This is a genomic window from Rubricella aquisinus, from assembly GCF_014199445.1.
GTDB classification, from domain to species: Bacteria; Pseudomonadota; Alphaproteobacteria; order Rhodobacterales; family Rhodobacteraceae; genus Rubricella; species Rubricella aquisinus.
Map to the genome: position 1 here is coordinate 1 of NZ_JACIJS010000007.1, position 26,105 is coordinate 26,105.

Annotated in this window: 29 protein-coding genes; 9 read left to right on the top strand and 20 right to left on the bottom strand. The window is 62.0% G+C overall.

The features are described from left to right. Window positions 1-185 precede the first annotated feature (185 nt). The 6 genes from glpX to FHS89_RS11695 all read right to left on the bottom strand — a co-directional run bounded on the left by glpX (window position 186) and on the right by FHS89_RS11695 (window position 5,583). Window positions 186-1,148 (bottom strand): class II fructose-bisphosphatase, encoded by a 963-nt coding sequence (glpX, locus tag FHS89_RS11670; protein WP_184011843.1) that lies wholly within the window; start codon window positions 1,146-1,148, stop codon window positions 186-188. A gap of 124 nt (window positions 1,149-1,272) precedes the next feature. Continuing rightward, window positions 1,273-2,559 carry a homoserine dehydrogenase gene (locus FHS89_RS11675; protein ID WP_184011845.1) on the bottom strand — a complete coding sequence of 429 codons (1,287 nt, stop codon included), beginning with the start codon at window positions 2,557-2,559 and terminating at the stop codon, window positions 1,273-1,275. Window positions 2,560-2,634: 75 nt separating this feature from the next. Further along, window positions 2,635-2,982: a thiol-disulfide oxidoreductase DCC family protein gene (locus FHS89_RS11680; RefSeq protein WP_184011847.1), complete on the bottom strand. Its 348-nt coding sequence runs from the start codon at window positions 2,980-2,982 to the stop codon at window positions 2,635-2,637. Window positions 2,983-3,020: 38 nt separating this feature from the next. Next, a complete protein-coding gene (locus FHS89_RS11685) occupies window positions 3,021-3,896 on the bottom strand; it encodes a DMT family transporter (protein ID WP_184011849.1) in 876 nt (291 codons plus the stop codon). Between the two features lie 135 nt (window positions 3,897-4,031). Further along, complete coding sequence (locus FHS89_RS11690; RefSeq protein WP_184011851.1) at window positions 4,032-4,373, bottom strand: hypothetical protein; 342 nt, start codon at window positions 4,371-4,373, stop codon at window positions 4,032-4,034. Next, the gene (locus tag FHS89_RS11695; RefSeq protein ID WP_184011853.1) at window positions 4,360-5,583 is read right to left on the bottom strand and encodes an LL-diaminopimelate aminotransferase; all 1,224 of its coding nucleotides are present in this window, start codon (window positions 5,581-5,583) and stop codon (window positions 4,360-4,362) included. The genes FHS89_RS11690 and FHS89_RS11695 overlap by 14 nt, the downstream gene beginning before the upstream one ends. Window positions 5,584-5,778: 195 nt before the next feature. Here FHS89_RS11695 and argC point away from each other — a divergent pair, with 195 nt between their 5' ends. Further along, the gene (gene argC / locus FHS89_RS11700; protein WP_184011855.1) at window positions 5,779-6,675 is read left to right on the top strand and encodes an N-acetyl-gamma-glutamyl-phosphate reductase; all 897 of its coding nucleotides are present in this window, start codon (window positions 5,779-5,781) and stop codon (window positions 6,673-6,675) included. On the opposite strand, the gene FHS89_RS11705 is transcribed toward argC, so the two are convergent. Continuing rightward, the gene (locus FHS89_RS11705; protein WP_184011857.1) at window positions 6,672-6,908 is read right to left on the bottom strand and encodes a hypothetical protein; all 237 of its coding nucleotides are present in this window, start codon (window positions 6,906-6,908) and stop codon (window positions 6,672-6,674) included. The two genes, argC and FHS89_RS11705, sit on opposite strands and share 4 nt — an antisense overlap. A gap of 134 nt (window positions 6,909-7,042) precedes the next feature. On the opposite strand from FHS89_RS11705, the gene FHS89_RS11710 reads away from it, so the two are divergent. The 3 genes from FHS89_RS11710 to FHS89_RS11720 all read left to right on the top strand — a co-directional run bounded on the left by FHS89_RS11710 (window position 7,043) and on the right by FHS89_RS11720 (window position 10,439). Beyond that, window positions 7,043-8,866 (top strand): PHA/PHB synthase family protein, encoded by a 1,824-nt coding sequence (locus tag FHS89_RS11710; RefSeq protein WP_221229422.1) that lies wholly within the window; start codon window positions 7,043-7,045, stop codon window positions 8,864-8,866. A 117-nt stretch (window positions 8,867-8,983) separates the two neighbouring features. Then, entirely contained in the window at window positions 8,984-9,757 is a 774-nt protein-coding gene (locus FHS89_RS11715) for a HalD/BesD family halogenase (RefSeq protein ID WP_246413826.1), read from the top strand. 61 nt (window positions 9,758-9,818) lie between these two features. Beyond that, window positions 9,819-10,439 carry a TetR/AcrR family transcriptional regulator gene (locus FHS89_RS11720; RefSeq protein ID WP_184011861.1) on the top strand — a complete coding sequence of 207 codons (621 nt, stop codon included), beginning with the start codon at window positions 9,819-9,821 and terminating at the stop codon, window positions 10,437-10,439. Between the two features lie 2 nt (window positions 10,440-10,441). Here FHS89_RS11720 and FHS89_RS16370 read toward each other — a convergent pair whose 3' ends face one another. Then, on the bottom strand, window positions 10,442-11,449 hold the full coding sequence (locus tag FHS89_RS16370; protein WP_184011863.1) for a capsular polysaccharide export protein, LipB/KpsS family: 1,008 nt from the start codon (window positions 11,447-11,449) through the stop codon (window positions 10,442-10,444). A 52-nt stretch (window positions 11,450-11,501) separates the two neighbouring features. Further along, the gene (gene glyA / locus FHS89_RS11730) at window positions 11,502-12,797 is read right to left on the bottom strand and encodes a serine hydroxymethyltransferase (RefSeq protein ID WP_184011865.1); all 1,296 of its coding nucleotides are present in this window, start codon (window positions 12,795-12,797) and stop codon (window positions 11,502-11,504) included. Between the two features lie 214 nt (window positions 12,798-13,011). On the opposite strand from glyA, the gene FHS89_RS11735 reads away from it, so the two are divergent. After that, window positions 13,012-13,776, top strand: a complete 765-nt coding sequence (locus tag FHS89_RS11735) for an NAD kinase (RefSeq protein WP_184011867.1) — start codon at window positions 13,012-13,014, stop codon at window positions 13,774-13,776. Between the two features lie 78 nt (window positions 13,777-13,854). On the opposite strand, the gene FHS89_RS11740 is transcribed toward FHS89_RS11735, so the two are convergent. The 9 genes from FHS89_RS11740 to FHS89_RS11780 all read right to left on the bottom strand — a co-directional run bounded on the left by FHS89_RS11740 (window position 13,855) and on the right by FHS89_RS11780 (window position 20,756). After that, a complete protein-coding gene (locus tag FHS89_RS11740) occupies window positions 13,855-14,994 on the bottom strand; it encodes a cytochrome P450 (RefSeq protein WP_184011868.1) in 1,140 nt (379 codons plus the stop codon). 46 nt (window positions 14,995-15,040) lie between these two features. After that, window positions 15,041-16,093, bottom strand: coding sequence for a permease (locus FHS89_RS11745; RefSeq protein ID WP_184011870.1), 1,053 nt, complete (start codon window positions 16,091-16,093; stop codon window positions 15,041-15,043). Between the two features lie 55 nt (window positions 16,094-16,148). Next, on the bottom strand, window positions 16,149-16,463 hold the full coding sequence (locus tag FHS89_RS11750; RefSeq protein ID WP_184011872.1) for an ArsR/SmtB family transcription factor: 315 nt from the start codon (window positions 16,461-16,463) through the stop codon (window positions 16,149-16,151). Between the two features lie 55 nt (window positions 16,464-16,518). Beyond that, window positions 16,519-17,703 carry a vWA domain-containing protein gene (locus FHS89_RS11755; protein ID WP_184011874.1) on the bottom strand — a complete coding sequence of 395 codons (1,185 nt, stop codon included), beginning with the start codon at window positions 17,701-17,703 and terminating at the stop codon, window positions 16,519-16,521. Further along, the gene (locus tag FHS89_RS11760; RefSeq protein ID WP_184012425.1) at window positions 17,703-17,876 is read right to left on the bottom strand and encodes a hypothetical protein; all 174 of its coding nucleotides are present in this window, start codon (window positions 17,874-17,876) and stop codon (window positions 17,703-17,705) included. Before FHS89_RS11760 ends, FHS89_RS11755 begins: the two co-directional genes overlap by 1 nt. 56 nt (window positions 17,877-17,932) lie before the next feature. Then, a complete protein-coding gene (locus FHS89_RS11765) occupies window positions 17,933-18,457 on the bottom strand; it encodes a GNAT family N-acetyltransferase (protein WP_184011876.1) in 525 nt (174 codons plus the stop codon). Further along, window positions 18,454-18,894 (bottom strand): GNAT family N-acetyltransferase, encoded by a 441-nt coding sequence (locus FHS89_RS11770; protein ID WP_184011878.1) that lies wholly within the window; start codon window positions 18,892-18,894, stop codon window positions 18,454-18,456. The genes FHS89_RS11765 and FHS89_RS11770 overlap by 4 nt, the downstream gene beginning before the upstream one ends. Before the next feature lie 17 nt (window positions 18,895-18,911). After that, window positions 18,912-19,820 (bottom strand): AEC family transporter, encoded by a 909-nt coding sequence (locus FHS89_RS11775; protein ID WP_184011880.1) that lies wholly within the window; start codon window positions 19,818-19,820, stop codon window positions 18,912-18,914. Window positions 19,821-19,913: 93 nt separating this feature from the next. Further along, a complete protein-coding gene (locus tag FHS89_RS11780; RefSeq protein ID WP_184012404.1) occupies window positions 19,914-20,756 on the bottom strand; it encodes an AAA family ATPase in 843 nt (280 codons plus the stop codon). Between the two features lie 259 nt (window positions 20,757-21,015). On the opposite strand from FHS89_RS11780, the gene dksA reads away from it, so the two are divergent. Continuing rightward, complete coding sequence (dksA, locus tag FHS89_RS11785) at window positions 21,016-21,441, top strand: RNA polymerase-binding protein DksA (RefSeq protein WP_184011882.1); 426 nt, start codon at window positions 21,016-21,018, stop codon at window positions 21,439-21,441. 168 nt (window positions 21,442-21,609) lie between these two features. Beyond that, window positions 21,610-22,788 carry an FAD-dependent monooxygenase gene (locus FHS89_RS11790; RefSeq protein ID WP_184011884.1) on the top strand — a complete coding sequence of 393 codons (1,179 nt, stop codon included), beginning with the start codon at window positions 21,610-21,612 and terminating at the stop codon, window positions 22,786-22,788. On the opposite strand, the gene xth is transcribed toward FHS89_RS11790, so the two are convergent. Continuing rightward, window positions 22,785-23,567 carry an exodeoxyribonuclease III gene (gene xth / locus FHS89_RS11795; protein WP_184011886.1) on the bottom strand — a complete coding sequence of 261 codons (783 nt, stop codon included), beginning with the start codon at window positions 23,565-23,567 and terminating at the stop codon, window positions 22,785-22,787. The two genes, FHS89_RS11790 and xth, sit on opposite strands and share 4 nt — an antisense overlap. 131 nt (window positions 23,568-23,698) lie before the next feature. Here xth and FHS89_RS11800 point away from each other — a divergent pair, with 131 nt between their 5' ends. Then, complete coding sequence (locus FHS89_RS11800) at window positions 23,699-24,529, top strand: hypothetical protein (RefSeq protein WP_184011888.1); 831 nt, start codon at window positions 23,699-23,701, stop codon at window positions 24,527-24,529. On the opposite strand, the gene erpA is transcribed toward FHS89_RS11800, so the two are convergent. Next, window positions 24,494-24,823, bottom strand: a complete 330-nt coding sequence (gene erpA / locus FHS89_RS11805) for an iron-sulfur cluster insertion protein ErpA (protein WP_184012406.1) — start codon at window positions 24,821-24,823, stop codon at window positions 24,494-24,496. The genes FHS89_RS11800 and erpA overlap by 36 nt on opposite strands. Window positions 24,824-24,916: 93 nt before the next feature. Here erpA and FHS89_RS11810 point away from each other — a divergent pair, with 93 nt between their 5' ends. Next, window positions 24,917-26,056, top strand: coding sequence for a deoxyguanosinetriphosphate triphosphohydrolase (locus FHS89_RS11810; RefSeq protein WP_184011890.1), 1,140 nt, complete (start codon window positions 24,917-24,919; stop codon window positions 26,054-26,056). Window positions 26,057-26,105: the final 49 nt, after the last annotated feature.

Genomic DNA, 26,105 nt, shown 5'->3' on the forward strand with positions numbered 1-26,105 from the left:
ACCTGGTACTTCAGTACCTCGCGACGCACAGCCCAGATGCTACCGACGTCAGTCGGTAGTGGTTCACTTTCTTCAAATATACCCCGCCGGAGGCATCGCGGCGCCGCAAGGCGCGGCGCCCGGCCCAAAGGGAAAAGGCACGCGTGAGCGGGCCTTTGACGTGCGGGAGCGCTCCGTTCGGGGCGTCAGACGATGCTGCGATAGGTCAGGCGCCGCATCGAGCCAGTTTTGGAGCGCATCAGGATCGTATCCGTTTCAAGATAAGCCCCGTCCCGCCGTGCGCCGCGCACGATGGAGCCGTCCGTCACCCCGGTCGCGGCAAAGATCACATCCTCGCGCACCATCTCATCGCGGGCGTAGATCTTGTCGAGGTCGGTGATCCCTGCCTTGGTCGCGCGGCCCCGTTCGTCATCATTGCGGAACAACAGCCGCCCCTGCATCTGCCCACCCATGCATTTCAGCGCCGCGGCGGCCAACACACCTTCGGGTGCACCACCAGAGCCCATATACATGTCGATCCCGGTGGAGGCCTCGGCGCAATGGATCACGCCGGCCACGTCCCCATCCGTGATCAGGCGGATCGCAGCGCCGGTTTCGCGGATTTCGCGGACCAGATCCTCATGCCGCGGGCGTTCCAGCACGCAGGTCGTGATCTCGGATGGCTGCACGCCTTTGGCCTGTGCCAGCGCGTGGATCCGCTCCGTTGGTGTCATATCCAGCGTCACGACCTCATTCGCGTAGCCCGGCCCGATGGCCAGCTTGTCCATATACACATCCGGTGCATGCAGCATGGAGCCGCGCGGCCCCATCGCGATCACCGCCAGCGCGTTCGGCATGTCTTTCGCGGTCAGTGTCGTGCCTTCCAGCGGGTCAAGCGCGATATCGACGCCGGGGCCATTGCCGGTGCCGACTTCCTCACCGATATAGAGCATCGGAGCCTCGTCCCGCTCCCCCTCACCGATCACAACGACACCCGCGATATCGAGCATGTTAAGCTGGGTGCGCATTGCATCGACCGCCGCCTGATCGGCAGCTTTCTCGTCACCCCGCCCGATCAGCTTGGCGGAGGCAATCGCTGCTGCCTCGGACACACGGGCAAGCCCGAGGGACAGCAAACGGTCTGCAAATTCTTGGGTCGGGGATGTCATACTAAACTCCTGTTTGTGGGCGCGGGCCATGCGCCGCGCCCCTTTTGCGCCGAGCCGTCCCATTTTTCAAGGAAAGAGGCCGCAAGGGTCATGCGTAACATGGCCCCGGGCGGGGCAGGAGCGGTCAGACCTGTTCGATCCGCAGGGCCACCGGCTGATCAAGGGAGGTCTTGTGCGCCGCGATCTCCTCAAGCGCCTTGTCGAGTGCGATCCGCCCACACGGATGGGTCACGATCAACACAGGTGCTGTCCCTGCCTCATGCGCATTCTGGCGCATCTGATTGATGGAAATGCCTTGCCGCCCCAGCGCATCCGCAACACGGGCAAGGACGCCGGGCGCGTCCTCCAATGTCAGCCGCAGGTAATAAGCGGCCCCTAGCCCCGTCTCTGCCCGTTCTGCCTTGACCAGATTGGTGGCGGGCTGGCCAAAGGCCGGGATCATCAGGCCACGGGCCACGTCGATGATATCTCCCAAAATTGCGGAAGCCGTCGGTCCTTCGCCCGCGCCGGGGCCCTGATAGACCGTCTGACCAATAAAGTCGCCCTCAACGACGACCATATTTGTCACACTCTCCAACTGGCCGATGGGGGAGGTCGCGGGAACAAGGCAAGGCTGCATCCGCTGCTCAAGGGCCGCGCCATTCATCCGCGCCACGCCGAGCAGTTTCACCCGGTAGCCCATCTCGGCAGCCTGCTCGATATCCATCAGGCTCACACGCTCAATCCCTTCGACCTTCACACCGTCGAAATCCACCTCGGTGCCAAAGGCGATGGAGGACAGGATGGCGAGCTTTTGGGCCGCATCAATGCCACCCACGTCAAAGCTCGGATCGGCCTCCGCATAGCCGAGTTTCTGCGCATCCGCGAGCACATCCGCATAGGCCGCACCCGTGTGCTCCATCGTGGTCAGGATATAGTTGCAGGTGCCGTTCATCACGCCCATCACCCGGGTGATCTGGTTCCCGGCGAGGCCTTCTGTCAGCGCCTTGACGATCGGGATACCGCCTGCCACCGCCGCCTCAAACCGCAGGGCAACGCCCGCCGCTTCCGCCGCTTTGGCCAGCGCATGCCCCCCCTCAGCGAGCAGCGCCTTATTGGCGGTCACCACATGTTTGCCATTGGCGAGGCTTTGCTCCACCGCATCCCGTGCAGGGCCGGACGTGCCGCCAATCACTTCGACGACAAGGTCCACATCGGCGCGCTGCGCGAGCGCTGCGGCGTCATCTTCCCAAGCATAAGCGGACAGGTCCACGTCGCGGGCCTTGTCCTTGCTGCGAGCAGAGACAGCCACAATCTCCACGGGCCGACCAGCGCGCTGCGCGATCAGCTCCCCATGGGTCTGGATCATTCGCACAACCCCCGTGCCAACAGTGCCAAGGCCAGCGATTGCGATGCGCAGGGGGGATGTCATGGAATGCCTCTTTCGAACAGCTTGAGTAATGGTGCTCAGGTCGTATCCGATGGGCGGGTCAAGGGCAACGCACCCTCAGCGCCAGAGTTTGCGTATTTTCAAAAAACCAGCATAGCCGAGGTCCAGAAACCAGATGAACGGCTGACGATCCAACAAAATGCCAAAGGGGCGCAGCGCGGTCTGGGTGCGCCAAATCGCCAGAAAAGCCCGCGCGCCGCTCACCATTTGTCCATCCGCCAGCCGCACATGAAGCCGGGCCAGCAGTGCCTCGCGCGTCGCGTCCTCGGGCACGGGGCCAGTGGCGATGTCCTGAAAGGCCTCCTCCGGGACCGTCCCGGAGGATTTGTACATCGCGATTTCGCGGCTGCAAATCGGGCAGGCCCCATCGTAATAGATGGCGGATATGTTTTGGTTCTTGCTCATACCGGAGAAGTAGGGTCGTTCCGCGCCCTGTCGCTGCGTCACCGCGCCGCGACCCGCTCCCGATGCAGGATGAACAACCCGGTGGCCACCACGATGGCCGCTCCGGTCAGTTGCCATGGCCCCGGTCGCTCCCCAAACAACAGGATACCGAGGGCGGCCGCCCACAATAGCCCACTATACCGAAACGGCGCCACGAACCCCACATCCCCCGCCCGGATTGCCGAGACGGCAAAGATATATGCGAGGGACACAAGGACGGCTGCTGTCACGATGATCACGCTTTGCCCCGGCGTGGGCATCACCCAATCCGAGCCAATGGATAGGACAAGTGCGAGTAGCGTGACCATCGCCCCGGTGATAAGTGCCATGACCTGCGACGGTACGGCGGCGGTCAGGCTGCGCGCAGCGAGGTCTCTAAGAGCGATGCAGAACACGGTTGCCACAACCAGAAGGGACATGACGTTGAACCCGTCCGCCCCCGGCTGGATGATCATCAACACACCCGCGAGGCCCACAAACACCGCGATCCAGCGCCGCCAGCCGACTGTCTCCCCGAACAACAGCGCCCCGGCAATAGTCAGGATCAATGGCACACCCTGAAGGATCGCCACCGCAACGGAGAGCGGCACGAGCGCGATGGCTGTCAGATAGGTCAGGGTCGATCCCATCTCCCCTGTCACGCACAGCGCCACCGCCCGCCGGTCCCGCCCCCGTGGCAATGCGGCGAGCGCACCGCTGCGCCACGCGATGACAAACAACAGGAGCGTGGCGCAAAGACCGCGCAGGAACACTGCCTGCGAAAATGGCAGATCCTGCAATACTGCCTTCATCGCCGCGTCATTGCCGCGAAACGCGCCCATCGCCGCGATCATCAGGACCGCGCCGCGCAGGTTCTGCGCCAGCGTCGCCTTCATGCGGAGCGCCTCAGCGCCAATTCACTTTCCAAAAATATCTGCCCGCGCGGCGAGCGCACCCGGCGGATGCATCGCATCTGCCGGGCCACGCCCAAAGGGCGCGGGCCGCAAGGCCCAGCGGCGTGCGGGAGCGCCCTATGGCTCAAGAAAACCCCACCCGTCGGAGATATAGCCGCGCGCCACCGCAATCGTCGTGATCCGCTCCTCATGGGTCCATATGTCGGCAAGTGTCAGCGGCACGTCCGATACGCTCGCGGTGACCTTTCCGTCGCCCTCGCTCACCTGATAGCCGAACATGCCCAATGCGCGGGTCAGGTCAGCGGCGCGCGCCTCCGGTCCCGCCAGCAGATCGAAATCCAGCGTCACCGGGGTGCCTTCGGCCACATCGCTATCCCCGAAAATCTGTTCCAGCGTCATCGCGGTCAGCGCATAGGCTTCTTGCGGGGACAATTGCTCGGGCAGGTCAGACATTGTCATATTCGGACAGAATGTCATCCGCCCGCGCCAAGAGCCGCTTCACGCCGCGTGCGGCCTGCCGGATCCGGTGTTCGTTCTCCACCAACCCGAGGCGGACATAGCCTTCGCCATATTCCCCAAATCCGACGCCGGGGGCGACGGCGACCTCGGCCTCCCGCAGCAGGATTTTGGAAAACTCCATCGAGCCAAGCCGCGCGAATTGCGCAGGGACCGGGGCCCATGCAAACATCGTTGCGGGCGGGGAGGGGATGTCCCATCCGGCACGCCCCATCGCGTCGATCAGCACGTCCCGGCGGCAGCGATAGATGTCACGCACCTCGTCGATGCACTCTGTCGGCCCATTCAGCGCGGCGGCGGCTGCCACCTGCACCGGTGTGAATGCGCCGTAATCAAGATAAGATTTGATCCGCGTCAGCGCGCTGATCAACCGCTCATTGCCCACCGCAAAGCCCATGCGCCAACCGGGCATCGAAAAGGTCTTGGACAGGGAGGTGAATTCCACCGCGATGTCCTTTGCCCCCTCGATCTGCAACACTGAAGGCGGCGGGTTGTCGTCGAAATAGATCTCCGAATAGGCCAGATCGCTCAGCACCCAAAGGTGATGCTTCTTCGCGAAGGCAACCAAATCCTTGTAGAAATCGAGATCAGTGACCTGCGCGGTCGGGTTCGACGGGAAACTCACGACGATCGCCACGGGCTTTGGCACCGAGTGCATCACCGCTTTTTCAAGGCTGCGGATGTAATCCTCTGGATCGAAGCGGCCATTGACCAGCGCCTGCACATGGCGCAGCGTCCCGCCCGCAATCATGAAACCATAGGGATGGATCGGATAGCTGGGGTTTGGCACCAGCATCACATCACCCGGCGCCGTGATCGCCATGGCGAGGTTGGCAAGCCCTTCTTTCGAGCCAAGCGTGGCGATCACCTCCGTCTCCGGGTTGAGCTTCACGCCAAAGCGGCGCTCATAATAGCCCGCCTGCGCGCGGCGCAGCCCCGGAATGCCCTTGGAAGAGGAATAGCGATGCGTGCGCGGGCGCTGCACCGTCTCGATCAGTTTCTGGACGATATGGGGCGGCGTATCCATGTCCGGATTGCCCATCCCGAAATCGATAATGTCCATCCCGTCCGCTCGGTATTCCGCCTTGAGCCGGTTCACCTCGGCGAACACATAAGGGGGCAGGCGTTTGATGCGGTAGAATTCTTCGGTCATGGCAGGGCTTTTCGGGCTAGGGGTTGATCCTCGCTTTATAGGGGGCAGGCCCTAAACGGCAATGGTGATCTGATCTGCGCGCGTCGGAATGCCTCCGGCGGGAGGTATTTTTGGAAAAAAGAAACGGGGGCGGGAGTATTTGACGGCAGGGTTCCGCGCAGTGTAGATGCGGGCGGGTACCCAAGGAGCAACCAGATGACCACGCAAGTCTTTATCGACGGGGAAGCCGGCACCACCGGTTTGCAAATCTTTGACCGGTTGAAGGATCGGAGCGACATTTCGCTGATCCAACTGGGCGAAGACCGCCGAAAGGATCTGGACGCGCGGCGCGATGCGCTGAACGCAGCGGATGTGGCGATCTTGTGCCTGCCGGATGCCGCCGCAATCGACTCTGTGGAGATGATCGAGAATGACACCACGCGGGTGATCGACGCCTCGACCGCGCATCGCGTGGCCGATGGATGGGTTTATGGCTTTCCGGAGTTGACCAAAGGCCACGCGGAGGCTGTGGCCAACGCGCGGTTCGTGGCCAATGTGGGCTGTTATGCCACCGGGTCCATTTCGCTGATCCGGCCCTTGGTCGAGGCGGGATTGCTGGCGGCGGATGCCGGTCTGACGATCCATGGCGTTTCGGGCTATACTGGCGGCGGCAAGGCGCTGATTGCGGAGATGGAAGCAGCAGGATCGTCCGACTTTTTCCTCTACGGTCTTGATCAGGGGCACAAGCACCTGCCGGAGATCACGAAATACGGGCTGCTCTCGCGCCCGCCGATTTTTGTGCCAGCCGTGGCAAAATATGCGCAAGGCATGGCGCTCACGCTCTCTTTGCCCAAAGGGATGGTCGATGGTGATCGGGAGGCCCTGCTGGCGGTCTATCAGGCGCATTATGCCCATGGTGGCGATGTGATCGTGGTCTCCGATACCGAGGCGCGGCTTGACCCGCAGATGCATAATGACACCAACACGATGTCTATCCATGTGCGCGGCAACGCAGAGACGGGTCAAATGGTGGCCGTGGCCGTGCTCGATAACCTTGGCAAAGGGGCGTCGGGATCTGCGGTGCAAAACCTTGACCTGATGATTTGCGCTTAATCGAGGCTGCCCTCGAGCGCGTCGATTTCCGCTTGTAATGCTGCTTTCTCCGCCTCCGTCAGGGGGGCGGGGGGGCGTGCGTCCCCGGTGGTGCGATCCACGAGTTCGGGGAATGTATCGCCGGAGGTGACCACTTCGTCCGGCAGGTCATAGGCACCGAACACCTCCCCGATGCTGCACCCGGCAAGAATGACACACAGGGCAGTGCAGAGAATTTTTGGTTGCGTCAACATCACTTACCTAGCTGCGACGATCCGCGTTTTGCGCAAGATCGAGGTTTTCCCTATACTCCTGTGCGTATCAGACCGCTGACATCAACGTCACCCCCTAAACCAACGCGCAAGATCGTTGGACGCACGAGGAAATCATGGCCGATCAAAAGATCACACTGCCCGAGGATATCGCGAAAGACGTGCCCGAATGGATGCAATCCAGCGCCGAGTTTGCCGCGAACATGGCGAAAGTGTCCGAGACATCGCAGGAAATCTGGACCCGGTTCTTGAGCGCGCAGGGCGATAGCACGGGGCCGATGCACAGCGATCCGCTCAACACGATGCCGGCCTTCACCGAATTTGCCAACACGCTCGCCGCCCATCCCAATGAGGTGGCGGAGGCGACGCTGGCCTATTGGACCTCCATGGGGGAGTTGTGGCGCGACACGACGCTGCGCTGGTTGGGTGCCGAGATGCCGGAGGAGCAGGGACGCCCCGACAAGCGGTTCAAACACAAGGAATGGTCGGAGAACCTGCTGTTCGACTACCTCAAGAAATCCTACCTCTTGACCGCCAACCACCTTCAGCAGAACGCGCATGATCTGGGGGAAATGGACCCGCGCGACCGCAAGAAGGTCGAGTTTTATACCCGCACCTTTGTGGAGGCGATGAGCCCGACCAACTTTTTCGGCCTCAACCCCGAAGTGCTGGAAAGCACGATGAATGAGAAGGGTGAAAACCTTGTCCGGGGTCTCAACATGATGTTGCAGGATCTGGACCGGGGCAAAGGGCAACTTTTGATCCGTCAGACCGATATGGAGCAGTTCAAGGTCGGCCAGAACATGGCGATGACCGAAGGACAGGTCGTGTTCGAAAACGAGCTGATGCAACTGATCCAATACGCGCCGCTGACCGAAAAGGTCTATGCCAAGCCGCTTTTGATGATCCCGCCGTGGATCAACAAATACTATGTGCTCGACCTCAATGAGAAGAAGAGCATGATGAAATGGCTGGTGGAGCAGGGCTACACCGTGTTCATCATCTCATGGGTGAACCCCGATGAACGCTCCGCCGGGGAGACATGGGAAAGCTACCGGGAAAAGGGTGTGTCGACCGCGATCGACAAGGTGCTGGAGGAAACAGGCCAGAAGCAGACCCATATTGCGAGCTACTGCATTGGCGGCACGATGGCGGGCACCTTCCTTGCCCATGCGGGCAAGACGAAGGACAAGCGCGTTGCCTCTGCCACCTTCTTTACCGCGCAGCTTGATTTCGAGGATGCCGGCGAATTGCAGGTGTTTGTGGACGAGCAGACCATCGAGGCCGTCGAGGGCCAGATGGAAAAGGGCTATCTGCCTGCGCAAAGCATGGCGAGCGCGTTCAACATGCTGCGCTCCAGCGATCTGATCTGGGGCTATGTGATCAACAATTACATGCTCGGGAAAGAGCCGTTCCCGTTCGACCTTTTGTATTGGAACAGTGACAGCACCAGCATGCCCGCGCGGGTGCATCGCTTCTATCTGGAGCAGTTCTATCAAGACAATAATTTCGCCTGTGGCGATCTGAAAATCGGCGGTCTGAACGTGAAACTGTCCGATATCAACGTGCCGGTGTACCACGTTGCCGCAAAAGAGGATCACATCGCCCCTGCCGCGTCCGTCTATCGCGGGGCGCGGATGATGACGGGGGCGGATGTGCATTTCGTGCTCGCAGGCTCGGGCCATATCGCGGGCGTGGTCAACCCGCCTGCCCTTGGCAAATACCAGTATTGGGTGAATGACGATTATTCGTCGGAGGACATCACCGGATGGCTCGAACAGGCCGAAGAACGCCCCGGCTCCTGGTGGGTCGATTGGGACGCGTGGCTGTCTAAGCAATCGGGCCGCAAGGTGAACGCGCGCACACCGGGCAAGGTGCTTGGCACGATTGAGCCTGCACCGGGGTCTTATGTGAAGGTCCGTTTCGACGAAAAGGATTGATGCCTCCGGCGGGAGGTATTTGGGGAAAAAAGAAGCCGATCAGGCCAAGCCGCCTTTACGACAGCATCCCTTGCGCCGCAGGATAGCCTGTGGAGCAGGGGAGGCGTGCTAATGCGGATGGACGAGATCGTTGATGGTGTCACTCATCCAATGGGCGCGGCCCCGTTCCGGGAGGCGTGTCGCGCGGCGCTGGATCGTGACGGTGTGCTCTGCCTGCCCGATTTCATCCAACCGGCAGCATTGGAGGCGATGCTCAATGAGGCGCGTGGGGCGCAGGATAAGGCGTATTTCTGCACCTCCCGGCATTCGGTTTATCTGACGCCCGCCGATCCGGCCTATCCGGCAGAGCATCCCGCAAACCGGCAAGTGGAATCGTCCAAAGGCTGTATCTGTGACGACGTGATCGGGGCAAATTCGCCCTTGCGCACGCTCTATGATGATCCGGGGTTTCGGGCATTCGTGGCCGCTGTCACCGGAGAGGCCGCGCTCTATCCCTATGCCGATCCGCTGTCCTCCATCAACATTCACTATGCGCATCGGGGGCAGGAGCTTGGCTGGCATTTCGACAATTCGTCCTTCGCGATCACGCTGTTGATCCAGAAACCCGAGGCCGGCAGCCGGTTTGAGTATGTGAAAGACCTGCGCCGCGCCGATGCGGGGGAGATGAATTTCGAGGGCGTTCGAAAGCTGTTGGATGAGGAAATGACGCCAACGGTTCTTACGATGGAGCCCGCAACGCTGGTGCTGTTTCGGGGGCGCAACGCGATCCACCGGGTGTCCCCCAATGAGGGGGAAACGACGCGAATGCTGGCGGTCCTTGCCTATAACGCACAGCCGGGGGTGGCCCTGTCCGAGAATGCGCGCATGACCTTCTATGGGCGGTTGGGCTAACCGAAGTCTTGCTTACTGCACGAGCGTTCAGTTATGCTCCCGATCAAAGGGAGCAAAGCCGATGGCGCGCAAGAGCGGATCAAGCGGTGAGAAAACGGCGATTGCCGTGCGGGAGGCAGCCATCCGGTTGATTGCCCAGCACGGGTTTGCGGCCGTTTCCATGCGCCAGATCGCGCGGGAAGTGGGCGTTCAGGCAGGGGCCTTGTACCTCTACACCCCGGACAAGCAATCGCTGCTGTTCGATATCCTCAAAAGCCATATGGAGGATCTGCTATCTTCCTGGCAGGACGAAGCGCCCGGTTCCGATATGGCACCCGAGGCCCGGCTGGAGCGGTTTGTCCGCTTCCACATCCGGTATCATATCTCCCGGCAGGACCGGGTTTTCATCTCCTATATGGAGTTGCGCAACCTCTCCCCCGATAATTTCGTGGAGATTGAGCGATTGCGGCGGCTCTATGAGGATGTGCTGGGCGAAATCCTGAGCGATGGCGCGGCCAAGGGCGTGTTCGTGATGGAAGATATCCGGGTCACAACCATGGCGATGATCGCGATGCTCACCGGGGTCAGCACATGGTTCCGCGAAGGGGGCCGGTTGGGGCCGGATGACATTGCGGCCCATTACATTTCCATGTCGCTGCGCCTTGCGGGCGCGCATGTGCCCATGCTGGCCGTGGCCGAATAATCCTAAAGAAACCCGTGCGTGTGCAGGGTGGAAAGCAGGCGTTCGGCAAAATCCTCCGATGACAGGTCCAGCGCCTGTTGCCCCAATCGCCACGCAAGATACCGATCAAGAGCCGCCTGCGCAGGTCGGGGTAAATCAAGCGCGCGGGCCAGCGCGCCGCCCGTGTCGCAGCGGGTCGTGGCATGTCCATAATCGGCCATCCCGCAGGTGATCACATGGCAGCCGTGCAAAAGCGCCTCAAGCCCCGTGCCGGAATTGCCCGTCACGACCGTGCGCGCGCGGGGAAAGATGTCATGCAGGCTGGCTTGCGTGACCCAGACCCCATGTGCCGGATCGTGCAACCGCGCGAGCGCCTGATCCGGTGGGGCCGCCGGGTGCGGCTTCACGATCACGGGCCGCGTGCCGCGTGCGGCCAGAACGCCGCGCAGAATATCCTCTCGCGACAGGGTGGTGAGCGAGAGGACCAGATCGCCGGGCACTTGCAGCATCACCGCAATCGCGTCGCTGGTGTCGGGCAGGGGCAAGGCACCTTGCGGCGGTTGCGCCAGTTTCGACAGGTTCGCCGCGCGAAACCGCTGCAACAGGGCCACGCGCAGGCCCGGCTGGATGGGTGCCGCCTCCGGCTCATAGCGCGATTGCGCCAGATGTGAGAAAGCGGCAAATCCGTGCCGGTCCAGCCGGAAAAATCCCGGCAGCGCATCCTGACTGAGATAGAGCGCATTCGGGTGGCGCTGACGTCCGTGGAACAGGATATGCTTGGTCCGTGGCGCGCGGCGCAGCGCATGTTCGAAATAGCGAGGATGGTTTTCGCGCTGCACCTGCCAGTCAAAGCGGATGCCCGCGTCCTGCATGGTTTCGGCAAAGCGATTGTAGAAAGCGGCGATCTGGTTTTGCCCCGGTCCCTGCGCAAGGGCCGCGACATGCAGGCGAAACGCGGCTGCGCGGGGCGCGTCATTCCAATTGGGGCGCGGGTCGGTCCAGTCGATCTGATCCACAAACGGGGCGGGCACTTCCGCTCCTTTCCGAAGCTGGGCGCGCGATGGCCGCGCGCCCGGTATCAGATCACATATTCGGGTAGATGGGGAAGCGGTCGCAGAGCGCCTTGACCTGCGCCTTGACCTGCGCCTCAACTTCGCCATTGCCCTCTTCGCCGTTGGCGGCAAGGCCATCGACGACCTTGACGATCATCTCACCGATTTCAGCGAATTCCGCCTCGCCAAACCCGCGCGTGGTGCCTGCGGGCGTGCCAAGGCGCACGCCGGAGGTGACCATCGGCTTCTCGGGATCAAACGGGATGCCGTTCTTGTTGCAGGTGATATGCGCGCGGCCAAGTGCCTGTTCGGTGGCGTTGCCCTTTACGCCCTTGGGCCGCAGATCAACGAGCATGACATGGGTGTCTGTACCGCCCGTGACGATATCAAGCCCCCCTTTCATCAGCGTCTCGGCAAGCTGCTGCGCGTTGCGGATGACCTGCGCCTGATAGGTCTCGAATTCAGGGCGGAGCGCTTCGCCAAAGGCAACAGCCTTGGCCGCGATGACATGCATCAACGGGCCACCCTGAATGCCGGGGAAGATGGCGGAGTTGAATTTCTTGGCCAAGGCCTCGTCATTGGTCAGGATCATGCCGCCGCGCGGGCCGCGCAGGGTCTTATGCGTCGTGGTGGTGGCGACATGCGCGTGATCAAGCGGATTCGGGTGCTGCTTGCCCGCCACAAGACCCGCGAAATGGGCCATGTCCACATGCAGATAGGCGCCGACGCTGTCCGCGATTTCCCGGAATACCTTAAAGTCGATCTGGCGCGGAACGGCGGAGCCGCCTGCGACGATGACTTTCGGTTTATGTTCTGCCGCAAGCTCCGCCACCTGATCATAGTCAAGCCGGCTGTCCTGCTTGCGCACGCCGTAATGCACCGCGTTGAACCACTTGCCCGACTGGTTGACCTTGGCCCCATGGGTCAGGTGGCCCCCGGCGGACAGGTCCATGCCCATGAACGTGTCACCGGGCTGCATCAGCGACATGAACACCGCTTGGTTCGCTTGCGAGCCGGAATTGGGCTGCACATTGGCAAAGCCGCAGTTGAACAATTGCTTGGCGCGCTCAATGGCGAGGTTTTCGGCCACATCCACATGCTGACACCCGCCATAATAGCGCCGGCCAGGATAGCCTTCGGCGTATTTGTTGGTCATGACATGGCCCTGCGCTTCCATCACGGCGGCAGAGACGATGTTCTCGGAAGCGATCAGTTCGATTTCGTCGCGCTGGCGCGTCAACTCGTCGGTGATCGAGCCCCAAAGCTCGGGATCGCGGGAAGCGAGGGTTTCGGTGAAAAAGCCAGTGTCACGGACGGTCTTGAGCATTGGGCCACTCCTGAAGGGTCAATCTTGGCGCAGGATGTAACGCGGCGCGGGGGTGGGTGCAAACGACCTTTACGTCACTCTCCGCAATAAAAACGTCAAAAGGGGGCAGGGGAGGAAACTTCGTTTCCAATTGCGGCGCATTTCCCTTGGCACGCGCTGGGGGATCGGGTGTAGTCAGAGGAAAACGGGATGCAACAAAAGGCAGGGCAGCGCCGTGCGATTTCAAAACATCAGCTTCGTGGCTAGCCACGCGCAGGAGGCCGAGCTGGCGCGTCAGGCGCTGGTGTCGCTCTATGGCGATTGCGCGGTGGAGGAAGCGGATGTGATCGTGGCGCTGGGCGGCGACGGGTTCATGTTGCAAACCCTGCACGACACCGAACATCTGCGCGCGCCAGTCTACGGGATGAACCGGGGCACGGTCGGGTTCATGATGAACGCGTTTGCGCTGGAGGATCTGCGCGCGCGGCTGGAGGCGGCGGAAGATGCCAGCATCCATCCGTTGCGCATGTCCGCACAGACCCGCGCGGGGGAGACGCGCACGGCGCTCGCGATCAACGAGGTGTCGATGCTGCGCATGGGCCCACAAGCGGCCAAATTGCGCATTTTCGTCGATGGGCGGGAGCGGATGGCCGAACTGGTCTGCGATGGCGCGCTGGTTTGCACACCCGCAGGCAGCACCGCGTATAATTATTCCGCCCATGGCCCGATCCTGCCCATCGGGGCGGATATTCTGGCGCTGACGGCGATTTCGGCCTTCCGACCCCGGCGCTGGCGTGGCGCGCTTTTGCCGATCCGGGCGCGGGTTCGGTTCGAGGTGGTGGAGGATGAAAAGCGCCCGGTTGCCGCCACTGCCGACGGGCTTGAGGTGCGCGATGTCCTGAGTGTCGATATCCAGTCCGAGCCGGACGTGGTGCATCACATCCTGTTTGATCCTGGTCACGGGTTGGAAGAGCGCCTGATCCGGGAGCAATTCGCGTAAATCGGCACCGTTCCGCAAGATGGAGAGATGCGCGCTCGCCGCGCGGGCGAGGTATTTGTGGAAAAAAGAAACGCAGGGTCAGCCTGACAGTCTGACCGGGACGCGTGTTGGCCCGCGAAACGCCCATCCGGCGAACGGGGCCGGTCCCGTTAGCGTCATCTCGGGGAAGCGCGTGAACAGGAGCGGCAGAGCCACCTCTGCCACGAGGCTGCGAGACGCGGCCGCCCCCGCGCAGAAATGTGGCCCTGCGCCAAAGGCGATATGCTGGCCGGGATCGCGGCTCAGGTCGAACCTGTCCGGGTTATCGAACACATCAGGATCGCGATTGGCCGCGCCGAACATCAGGAAAACGCGATCTTCGGCTGCGAAGGTCACACCGCCATAGCTGTGCGCCATGGCGATGCGGCGCGGGGACATGCCGATGGGGCTGATCCATCGGACATACTCATCAAACACCCGGCGCCAATCCGCGCGCGGCTGGTCTGGATGCGCCAAGAGCGCCCAAGCCGCCCCGGCAATGGCATCGCGCGGCTCGTTCTGCCCGCCGGAAATCGTCAGCTTGATGTTGGCGCGGATGCTGTCCATCGGCATCCCGGCGCGCAGTGTGACGGCCAATAGGCTCGGGTCATCGGGCGCGAAGCCCAGCGCGATCCGCGCGTCGATTGTGGCGTCAATCCCAGCGGTGGCCGCATGGCAACGCGCCTCCACCGCCGGATCGCCCGCGTAATTCGCGATCCCGTCGATCATCGCCTGCGACCACGCGTCCATGTCGCGAAAATCCATGTTCGTGAGGCCCGTGATATGCTTGAGCGCCTCAGCGGAGACGGGCATCGCATAGTCGGTCACCAGATCCGCCTCCTGCGGCAGGGCATCAAGGATCCGCTCCGCCTCGGCACGAAACAGCCCGGCCCAATGATCGCGCACGGTGCGGGGGGAGAGGCTTGGAAAGATCGCCTTACGCTCGGCCAGATGCGCCGCGCCATCCTTGCGCATCAGGTTATGGCCCATCAGCACATTCATCAGGCCCGCGGGCTGATGGGAGGAAAACACCTCCGTGTTCTTTTCACAGAGGAAAATATCGGCGCGTCTGGTCAAAAGGGTCGCGCCCAGTTGCGGAACGTAAGCAATCGGCGCCTCTGCCTGCATCCGCTTCAGGGTCGGATACGGGTCGGCGGCAAAGGAGGCCGGATCAATCGGGAATTCGGGCACTGTGGACATGGTCCAACCCTGCGCCCGAAAGAGGGAATGGGTCAAGGAACCCAGTTCACAGCACCGACCACATCTGGAACATCAGCCCGGCGGAAAACGACCCCACGAGCGCCAGCGCGATATAGAGCGCAAAGACCTGCCGCTTGACCAAAGCCCAGACCGCAATCGCTGCCGGAAGGGAGGACACACCGCCCGCGACCAGAAAGGCAAGGCCCGCACCCGGTGCCATGCCCTGCTCGATCAGACCACCGACAAGGGGCAGCGCGGCGTAACCGTTGAGATAGGCCGGCACGCCAACCAGCGTGGCGATCAGGATCGGGGCGATGCCGGTGCCGCCCACCACTCCGGCGATCACATCCGCAGGCAGCCATGCAAGCATCAGGCTTTCCAGAACGAAGGCAAAGAGCAGCCATTTGGCAAGGAACAGCGTCGATTTGACGGCCTCACGCTGAAATTTGCTGCGCCGGGCCGGATCGTTCCAGAACGCCCAGACCACCGGCGCGGGGGTGCGCACCGCCGCGCCGCCGCAACCGCCATTGCCCACGCCGTCGCGCAGCGGATCAGTAAGGTGGCCCGCCTGCATCAGCATATGCACCACAAGCCCGCCAAAGGAACCAAGCGCCACCGCGACAACCGTTTTTGCAATGGCAAATTCCAGCCCCAAGACGCCAGTGGTGAGCACGAACATCGACGGGTCCATAATGGGGGAGGCCAGCCAGAACGCCATCACGGCAGAGAGCGGCACGCCCATCACCAAGAGGGCCGCGATAAGCGGGATCACCCCGCAAGAGCAAAAGGGCGACAGGCCGCCGACAATCGCTGCAATCCCGATCATCACAAGGGGGGAGCCGGTAAAGGCCCGCGCGATCAGCCCATCCGCCGAGCTTGCCGCCGCATAGGCCGCGATCCCGATCGACAGAAGGAGAAAGGGCAAAACGCCCGCAAAACTTGTCAGGGCAAATTGCGCGGTCTCGACCCCTTGAGCCGGGGCAAAGATCAAAAGGCCCGCAACGATCGAAGCGGTCAAAAGCCAGACCCGCTCTTTCGACCAAAGGCTCTGCGCCATGTCGGTCGCGCGGGCGCGGAGGGTGAGTGCAAGTTCCGTCATAGCGATATATCCAGTTTTGTCGTTATATTTGAGCGAAAGAAAAGGAGGCCGCGTGTTATGCGGCATCCTCCTGAGTGAGTGTGACCCCGACGCAGCATTCATCGGTCAGGAAAGCCAAAGTGCGCCGGACTGCGGCGTAATGGGCCCGGTTCACGATCTTGCGTCCGTGGCGTTCTTGCACCACCAGCCCGGCATCCACGAGCGTGCCAAGGTGATGGGCAAGCGTCGATGGCGGCAGGCCCATATGCGTGCCGATCTCACCAACCGTCAGGCCATCCTTTCCGGCGCGCACCAAAAGGCGAAACACGCCAAGCCGGGCCTCATGGCCAAGGGCGGCAAGCGCATGTGCGATATCGTGATCCTGCATCATGCGACTCAATATAACTATATTTCTAGTTTTGTAAAGCGGTGATACCGGATGCGCCCTAGCGCCCCAACTCCTTCATCCCCGACTCCAGCCCTTTGAGGGTCATCGGGAACATCCGATCCGCAAAAATCTCCCGGATCATCTGGATGGATTGGGTATAGCCCCAATGCCGCTCTGGGATTGGGTTGATCCAGATCGCATCGGGCCATTTGTCCCGCAACCGCGCGAGCCAGACTTGCCCGGCCTCCTCGTTCCAATGTTCATTCGCGCCACCCGCCATGGCGACCTCATAGGGGGACATCGACGCGTCCCCGACAAAGATCACCTTGTAGTCTGGCCCGTATTTGTTGAGCACGTCCCAAGTCGGTGTCTGCTCGGCCCAGCGGCGCCGGTTGTCTTTCCACACGCCCTCATAGACGCAGTTGTGGAAATAGTAGTGCTCAAGGTGTTTGAATTCGGCGCGGGCGGCGCTGAACAACTCCTCCACCACCTTCACATGCGGGTCCATCGAGCCGCCTGCGTCGAGGAACAGAAGCACCTTCACCGCGTTGCGCCGCTCGGGTCGGGTTTTCACGTCGAGATAGCCATGCTCCGCCGTCGCGCGGATCGTACCACCAAGGTCCAACTCTTCCTGCGCGCCATCACGCGCCCAGCGGCGTAGGCGTTTGAGTGCAACCTTGATGTTGCGGGTGCCAAGCTCGACGCTGTCGTCAAGATTGCGAAACTCGCGCTTGTCCCAAACCTTCACCGCGCGCTGGTGGCGGGATTTGTCCTGCCCGATGCGCACGCCCTCGGGATTGTAGCCATAGGCGCCAAAGGGCGAGGTGCCCGCCGTGCCGATCCATTTCGAGCCACCCTGATGGCGGCCTTTCTGCTCCTCAAGCCGCTGTTTGAGGGTCTCCATCAGCTTGTCGAACCCACCGAGCGCCTCAATCTCCGCCATGTCTTCGGGGGAGAGGTGCTTTTCGGCCATTTTGCGCAGCCAATCCTCGGGCAGGCCCATTGCCTCCAGCATGTCGCCCGTGCTGATGGCGTCCAACCCCTTGAAGGTATGGGCAAACACCTGATCGAACTTATCAAGATGCCGCTCATCCTTCACCAAGGCTGTGCGCGCGAGATAGTAAAACCCCTCGACATCATATTGCACGACCCCGCGCGACATCGCCTCCAGCAACGACAGGTATTCGCGCAACGACACGGGCAGCTTTGCCCGACGCATATTGTCGAACAGGGTCAGAAACATCAGAGGAACAGATCGAGGATCAGCATTCCCAACAACGCGACAAGCCCGAACGCGACCGCATGGCCAAAGCCGTATTGCAGGATATCGAGGATCTCTCCCCCCCGTTTGTGCGCGCGATATCCGCCAAAGAACCCACCGACCAGAACGGCAAGGGAAACGATTGGAATGAGCATGGAGCCTCTCCTGTAAACCTGTCGCGGAAGATAGGCCGGGGGCAGGGGGGATGCAATCAGCCGGGGCGGTCGATGCGCCAGAAGTCGCAGGGCTCCATCCGGTCGCGCGCGGGGGCATACACGTCGCGCCTGCCATCCGGCCGCAGGCCGAGTGCCGCCAAAAGCGCATGAGACGCTGCATTGCTGCTTTGTGCGCCCGCAGTAACGGCGTTGGCCCCGAGCGTGTCAAAGGCAAACCGGATCGTGCCGTCCGCCGCTTCGCGCGCAAATCCCTGTCGCTGCGCGGGCGCGGCGATCCAGTAGCTCAGATCCGCTAAACCGTCTGCCAGTCCGATTTTCATCCAGCCGATCATCTCACCGCGATCCCGCCTCTCGATGATCCCGGGAAACGTGTCCCCGCGCGCGGCCCCTTCAAGCCATGGCGTGATGAGCTGCTCCACCGCGTCTGTCGTCATGTCAGGGCGCCACGCGGCTGTCCAACGACTGATCGCGGGTGTTATGTGTTGGGCAAGCAGGCCCGCATCGGCCCGCGTCGCGGCGCGGATGAGCAGGCGCGGCGTCCTGATCTGCGCATGGATCATGGGCGCTGATACTTGATGAAGGGCGTCAACACACCCACCCGGTCATATAGCCTGCGCCCGACCGCGTTGAACTCCTGCGTCAGCCAATAGACAGAAGGTGCGCCGCCTGCATCTGCTGCTTCATAAACCGCCTCGATCAAGGCGCGCCCGGCCCCAGTGCCGCGTATTTCTGGATCGACGAACAGGTCTTGCAGGTAGCACACATTCTCCACCTTCCAGCCGTGCCGATGGAACAGGTAATGCGCCAGACCTACGGGCCTGCCGTCCTCGACCGCCAGAAGGCAGGAAAAATCCTGTGGATCATCGCCCAGCAACCGGGCGAATGTGGATTGGTACACGTCCTCGCTCACGGTCGCTTCATAGAACGCCAGATAGGCGGTCCATAGCCGCCGCCAATGCGCCTCGTCGTCCTTCGTCAGCGGTCGGATGGTAAGCATGGTTGGCTCCTTCTGGGTCAGGCCGTGAGTGCTGCCAGCGTGAACAACGTCAAGACGGTGGAGATCAAGATCGCCTTGGCGATGGTGTCCGTCTTGACCCCATACTGCAAGCCAATGACGAAGGGCATCGCGCCACATGGCCCTGCTGCGGTCAGCAGCAGGATGTCGGCCCATTCGACCTCGGTCTGCATCAGCCAGAACAGGCCAAAGGCGATCATGGGATGGATGATGACCTTGATCGCGACAACGCTGACGGTCGCCCCGCCGATCGGCCAGAACTTGGCTGCGGCCATGATGATCCCAAGCGCAAACAGGGATGCTGGCGGGGCGGCCTGCCCGACAAATTCGGCAAAGGTAAACAGCCCCGGCGGAGCGAGCCCCGCGGCGATATTCACCCCGATCCCTGCGAGGATCGCCAGCAGGGCCGGATTGCGCAGCATCATCCCCATCACCGCAACGGGCCGCGCTGACCCAGCCTTGAGCATATCGAGGATCAGGATCGTTCCGCAAAACAGGATGGCGACGTCGATCACGATGACACCCGCAATCGGCATGGCCGCATCCGGCCCATAGATCAGCTCGGCAATCGGCAGGATGTAGAACACATGGTTCACAAAGGCACAGGTCATGCCAAGGAGCAGCGCCTCGCGGAAGGGGCGCTTGAATATCTTGTAGGCCACCCATGTGCCCAGCGCGTAAACCGCCACTTCACTGACAAAATAAATCGCCAATGCCCCCCATTCAAAGGCGGCAAAGGGCGCGCGTGCGACGACATAAAACACCAAAGCGGGCTGCGCGATAAAGAACACGAAGCGGTTGAGGCTCTTGGCAAAGCCTGCATCAAACCAGCCCACGCGCCCGGCGACAAAGCCGATGCCCAAAATGGCAAAGATGGGCAGGATCGGATTGGCGAGGGTTTGCAGCATGTCAGGTATCCAACGCAGTCAGGGCAGCGCGCCACCCCCGGTTTCACTTTCTTAAAATATGCCTCGCCGAAGGCATCGCGGCTGAGGCCGCGATCACCGCGCGCGGGAGCGAGCCATGAAGGCGAGCCGTTCGAACAGATGCACGTCCTGCTCGTTCTTGAGCAGCGCACCATGCAGCTTCGGCAGCGCGTCTTTCCCGTCCCGGCGCAGGTCTTCCGGCTCCAGATCCTCAACCAGCAACAGCTTGATCCAATCAAGCACTTCGGAGGTGGACGGCTTTTTCTTCAATCCCGGGGTTTCGCGTATCTCGAAAAACTGGGTGAGGGCCGTCTCCAGAAGGCGGGGCTTCAGGTTGGGGAAATGCACATTCACAATGGCGGCCATCGTTTCCGCGTCAGGAAAGCGGATATAGTGGAAGAAACAGCGGCGCAAAAACGCATCCGGCAGCTCCTTTTCGTTGTTGGAGGTGATGATGACGATGGGCCGGTGTTTCGCGCGGATCGTCTCTCCGGTCTCGTAGACAAAGAATTCCATCCGGTCGAGTTCCTGCAACAGATCGTTGGGAAATTCGATATCCGCCTTGTCGATCTCATCAATCAGCAGCACGACCCGCTCATCAGCGTCGAATGCTTCCCAAAGCTTTCCGCGCTTGATGTAATTGGCCACGTCCTCGACCCGCGCATCGCCAAGCTGGCTGTCGCGCAGGCGGCTCACCGCGTCATATTCATAGAGGCCCTGCTGCGCGCGGGTGGTGGATTTGATCGACCATTCGATCATCCGCAACCCAAGTGCGGAGGACACCTGACGGGCAAGCTCGGTCTTTCCTGTGCCCGGCTCTCCCTTGACCAAAAGCGGGCGCTCCAGCGCAATCGCCGCGTTCACCGCCACGGTCAGGTCATCGGTGGAGATGTAATCGCTCGTGCCATCAAACCGCATATCGTCCTCCTCACATCGGGTCTGCGCAGTCATGACATGGCGAACCGGGCGCGACAATCGGCAATAGCGGGGAATGTGCGACGAAGCCCGCGGCGTGAAGCGCCCCCATCGCCACTAGTGTTAACGCTTGTTCATTTTTCCGTAGGTTTGGGATGACAACCCTTCAAAACCCCAGTATGTGGGGGCCATAGACCGGTTATGGCCCCCTGTTTGGCCCAATTCGCAGGCGGCCGAACCCATAGGGCAAGGGTGAAAAACAATGAAACAAGACGTTGTTGAAGGCTCCGAGTATAAGCCAGCCGAAGACGAACCGTTCATGAATGACCGTCAGCTTGAGTATTTCCGCCAGAAGCTTCTGGATTGGAAAAGCTCGCTTCTCGATGACAGCCGCGGCACCATCGAAGGGATGCAGGAGGGGACGCGCAACATCCCCGACATCGCGGATCGCGCATCCGAGGAAACCGATCGCGCGCTCGAATTGCGCACCCGCGACCGTCAGCGCAAACTGGTGGCCAAGATCGACAGCGCCCTGCGTCGGATCGAAGACGGCTCCTTTGGGTATTGCGAAGTCACCGGTGAGCCGATCAGCCTCAAACGGCTCGACGCGCGCCCGATCGCGACCATGAGCCTTGAGGCGCAGGAGCGTCATGAGCGTAAGGAAAAGGTCTATCGCGACGACCGCTGATTGACCAAAACGCACCGAAACAGTCAAACGCCGCCTCGCGCACCCGGGGCGGCGTTTTGCTTGTACCGCGGCTGACCACGATTTGATCAGGCTCAAGGGTAGGGCGCCTGCGGCATGCATACTGGCGGGCAAGCGGGCGCATTGCCCGATAGGAGGGGAGCGGACATCATGGCACTGAACGGACAGAAGATCGCAATCGCGGGCGGCGGCATCGCCGGGTTTGCAAGCGCGCTTGCGCTCGCGCAGCGGGGGGCCGCCGTCACCGTGCATGAGCGCGCCCCGGAATTGGCGGAGGTCGGCGCGGGCCTTCAGATCGGGCCGAATGGGATGGCGGTGCTCGACGCGCTTGGGCTGGGGGAGGCCGTGCGCGCGGCAGGCACCCGGCCTGAGGCGATCCATGTCTGTTCCCACAAGAAAGGCGCGGTTCTGATGACCGTGCCGTTGGGCCGCAGGGCGGAGGAGCGCTGGGGTCGCCCTTATCTGCATTTGCACCGCGCGGATCTGCTCCGGATTCTGACCGAAGCGGCCCGCGCGGCGGGTGTCACGGTGGCGCTGGGCCAAACCGCGCTGGGCTTCGACATGCCGAACGGCGCATTGCGCCTTGAGGGCGGAGACGTCGCAGCGGATGCGGTGATCGGGGCTGATGGCGTGCGCTCTGCCCTGCGCTCCCAGATGTGGGAAGGGCAGGAGGTCCGCTTTACCGGTCAGGTCGCATGGCGCGGGACAATCCCGGCAAGCCGGATCGGCATCAAAGTCCCCCCCGTGACCTCCCTCATCATGGGACCGGGCAAGCATATCGTGATCTACCGCCTGCGCGGCGGCGATCTGGTGAATTTCGTGGCCATTGAGGAACGCGACACCTGGACGGAAGAAAGCTGGACCCAAGCGGATGATCCGGCAAACCTGCGCGCGGCCTTTGCCGGGTGGTGCCCGCTTGTCACCGAAACGCTGGCGGCCTGTGAGGAAACCTTCCTCTGGGGGCTGTTCGCGCATCCCGTTTTGCCGCGTTGGGTTGACGGCAATATGGCGCTGATCGGTGATGCGGCGCACCCGATGCTGCCATTCCTCGCGCAAGGGGCGGTGATGGCGCTGGAGGACGCGTGGGTTCTGGCCGAAGCGCTGGAGCAGGCAGATGACGTGCCCACCGGGCTATTGGCCTATCAATCCGCCCGGATGCCACGGGCGGGCAAAGTGCAGGCGGCCTCTGCCGATCAATCGACGCTCTATCACCTTGAAGGGCCGGTCCGGCCTCTGGTGCAGCTTGGTATGCGCATGGTCAACGCCGTGGCGCCGGGGTTTGGCGCGGGACGATATGATTGGATCTATGGCGGAGATGTGACCCGCTAAACGTCAAGGTTAATGCGGATCGGGACGTGATCCGATGGCTTCTCCCAGTCGCGGACATGGGCATCAATGGTGCATTCCGTGAGCCGGTCTGCGGCCTGTGGGGTCAACAGCATATGGTCAATGCGGATGCCGTCATTACGCTGCCGCGCGCCCGCCTGATAATCCCAGAATGTATAGGTTTCGGCGGCATTTGTGGTGGCGCGCAGCGCATCGGTAAATCCAAGCGTCATGATCCGGCGGAACGCGTCGCGGCTTTCGAGGCGAAACAACGCGTCCTCCCGCCACGCATCCGGGCGCGCGGCATCCTCGGCCTGCGGGATGATGTTGTAATCCCCGCCCATCACGGCGATCTCTTCGGAGGCGATCAAGTCAGCGGCCCGCGCCTGCAACCGCGCCATCCACGCCAGTTTATAGTCATATTTCGGCCCCGGCGCGGGGTTGCCATTGGGCAGGTAAAGCCCACAGACCCGCACTGCGCCATGATCACCCTCGACGCTGGCTTCGATCCAGCGCGCTTGCGCGTCCTCCGGGTCACCGGGCAGGCCGCGTGAGACGTCAAACATCGGGCGTTTCGACAGGATCGCGACCCCGTTGAAGCCCTTTTGCCCATGGGTTTCAAGGTTATAGCCCAGATCCTCGATCAGGCCGCGCGGGAAGGTTTCATCGCTCGATTTGATCTCTTGCAGGACCGCGACATCGGGCTGCGCCTCTTCCAGCCATTTGGGAAGCTGGCCTGCGCGGGCCTTGATCCCGTTGATGTTGAAACTCGCAATCCACATCGGCCCACTCCTTTGATCCGCGCGGGCGACGGTAACGGGGCGGCAGGGTCGCGGCAAGGGGCGTTAACCCTGTATCAAGGTTTGGCGGACTAGGCTCATCAGCATCGACATGGATTGCAGGGGAGGCCGGAATGTCACGTCAATTGATCCGCGTATTTGGGGAACGGAATACCGGCACGCGCGCCCTTGCCGCGATGATCGAAAGCTGCGGGTTTCGCACCACGCCCGGCCCGGTGATGCGCGGGGCGCATCCCGATGAATTGCTGTTGCAGGACCGGATCGAGTGCTGTTTCGATGGCACTTGGCGGCAATTCTACACCGACCTTCTACGCGATACGCGCGCAGCCCGGCGTGGGGCGCTGGCACAATGGAAACACGCAGCGCCCAGCTATGATGGCAGTTTCGCGAATGCGGGGGCCGCGGCGGTGTTCACGATCCGCAATCCCTATTCATGGGCCGTGTCGATGCTGCGCCGTCCCTATCACATACGCGGCCCCCGGCCCGAAACCCTCGACGAATTGCTCGCCCGGCCCTGGGCCACCGTGGGGCGGGAAGGGCTGGAGCCGTTGATGCCCGGCATCATGGCGCTTTGGGTGGAGAAAGTGATCAGCTATCGCCGCTTCGCCCGATTGGCGGAGATGGAGGGCGTGCCCTCCACCTTTATCCGGTTCGAGGATTTCGTGGCCGATCCCGTCGCGCAGGCAACCATGGCCCTGACCGCCCTTGGCCATGCGGACGAACAGCCCGAACCGGTGGAGAATACCAAATCGGATGGTCGTAGCGTCGCGGACATTCAGGCCTATTACCAGCAGGAAGGATGGCGCGCGGCCCTCAATGATGAGGCAATCCGCATGATCAACGATCAGGTGCCCGCCGATCTGATGGCGGCCTACGGCTACGAAAGACTGTCGCCCCTGGGCGCGGCGTCACATGGAAAAGCTGGTGCCACAGCCGCAGCTTGACGTCGCATTCGGGTTGTTGATGACGAAACGCGCGCCGATCAGCTCTTCGCTGAAATCAATCACGGCATTCGACAAGAAGGGGAGGGAAACCGGATCGACCAGCACCTTTTGCCCGTCCCGTTCCAGCACGAGGTCGTCATCGGCGGCACGCTCTTCGAGCTTGATGTCATACTGGAACCCGGAGCAGCCGCCGCCATCCACGGCCACGCGCAGCGCCTGCGGGGCGTCGGCCCCGTCATTGATCTCTGCCAGCCGGGCGAAAGCACGATCTGAGACTTGCGGGGGTACGGTCATGTCCATTGGTTGATCCTCACGCGATGCGGTGTCACATAGGCAATGTAGAAACCGGCCCCCTGCCTTGCAAGGGTGCCCCTGCCGGAGTGATCCATGCGCGCGCCTTTTGCAACCCAGTCACATGCCACGCGCGGCCGCCTGTTCACGGAGGAGGAAAGCGCCCATCGCACGCCTTTCCAACGGGATCGCGACCGGATCATCCATTGCTCGGCCTTTCGGCGGCTCAAGCACAAGACCCAAGTGTTCATCGAACATGAGGGCGATTATTTTCGCACCCGCCTGACCCATTCGATTGAGGTGGCACAGGTTGCGCGCACGATTGCGCGCACGCTGCACCTCAACGAGGATCTGGCGGAGGCCGTGGCGCTGGCCCATGACCTTGGCCACACACCGTTCGGCCATACGGGGGAGGACGCGCTTGAGGCCCTGATGGCGCCCTATGGTGGGTTCGATCACAACGCGCAGGCCATCCGCATCGTCACCAATCTGGAACGGCATTACGCGGAATGGGACGGGCTGAACCTGACATGGGAAACCCTTGAAGGGATCGCCAAACATAACGGCCCGGTGACCGGGCCGCTGCCCTTCGCGCTCGCAGAATATAACGCCCGGCACGATCTGGAACTCGACACCCATGCGGGGCCGGAGGCGCAAGTCGCGGCCCTGTCCGATGACATCGCCTATAACCATCACGATCTGCATGACGGGCTGCGGGCAGAGCTGTTTTCGACCGATGAGCTGGCCGAATTGCCGGTGCTGCGCGATTGCTTTGCCGAGGTGGATCGCCGCTATCCCGGCCTCAACTATTACCGCCGCCGCCACGAAACCCTGCGCCGCTTTTTCGGTGTGTTGGTGGAGGATGTGCTGGCCGTCAGCGGTAAGGCATTGGCGGAGATTGACGCCCGGTCGGTCGAAGATATCCGCCATGCGGGCCGCCCGATCATCGCCTTCACCCCTGCGCTGTGGGAGGATCTGAAGGTGATCCGCAGCTTCCTGTTCCACCGCATGTACCGCGCGCCCAAAGTGGTAGAAATGCGCCGCGATGTGACCGCGATGATCAACGATTTGTTCCCGCTGTTCATGGAGCGCACCGATCTGTTGCCGAAACAATGGCGCAAGGATGTGGAGGACGCCGTGGATGAGACGGCGCTTGCGCGGATCGTGGCGGACTATATCGCGGGCATGACCGACCGGTTCGCGATTCAGGAGCATGCGCGGCTTTGCCAGCGTTGACCCCGCGCGGTGGTGGGACTACACCGCGAGGCAGCATTCACACAGAGTA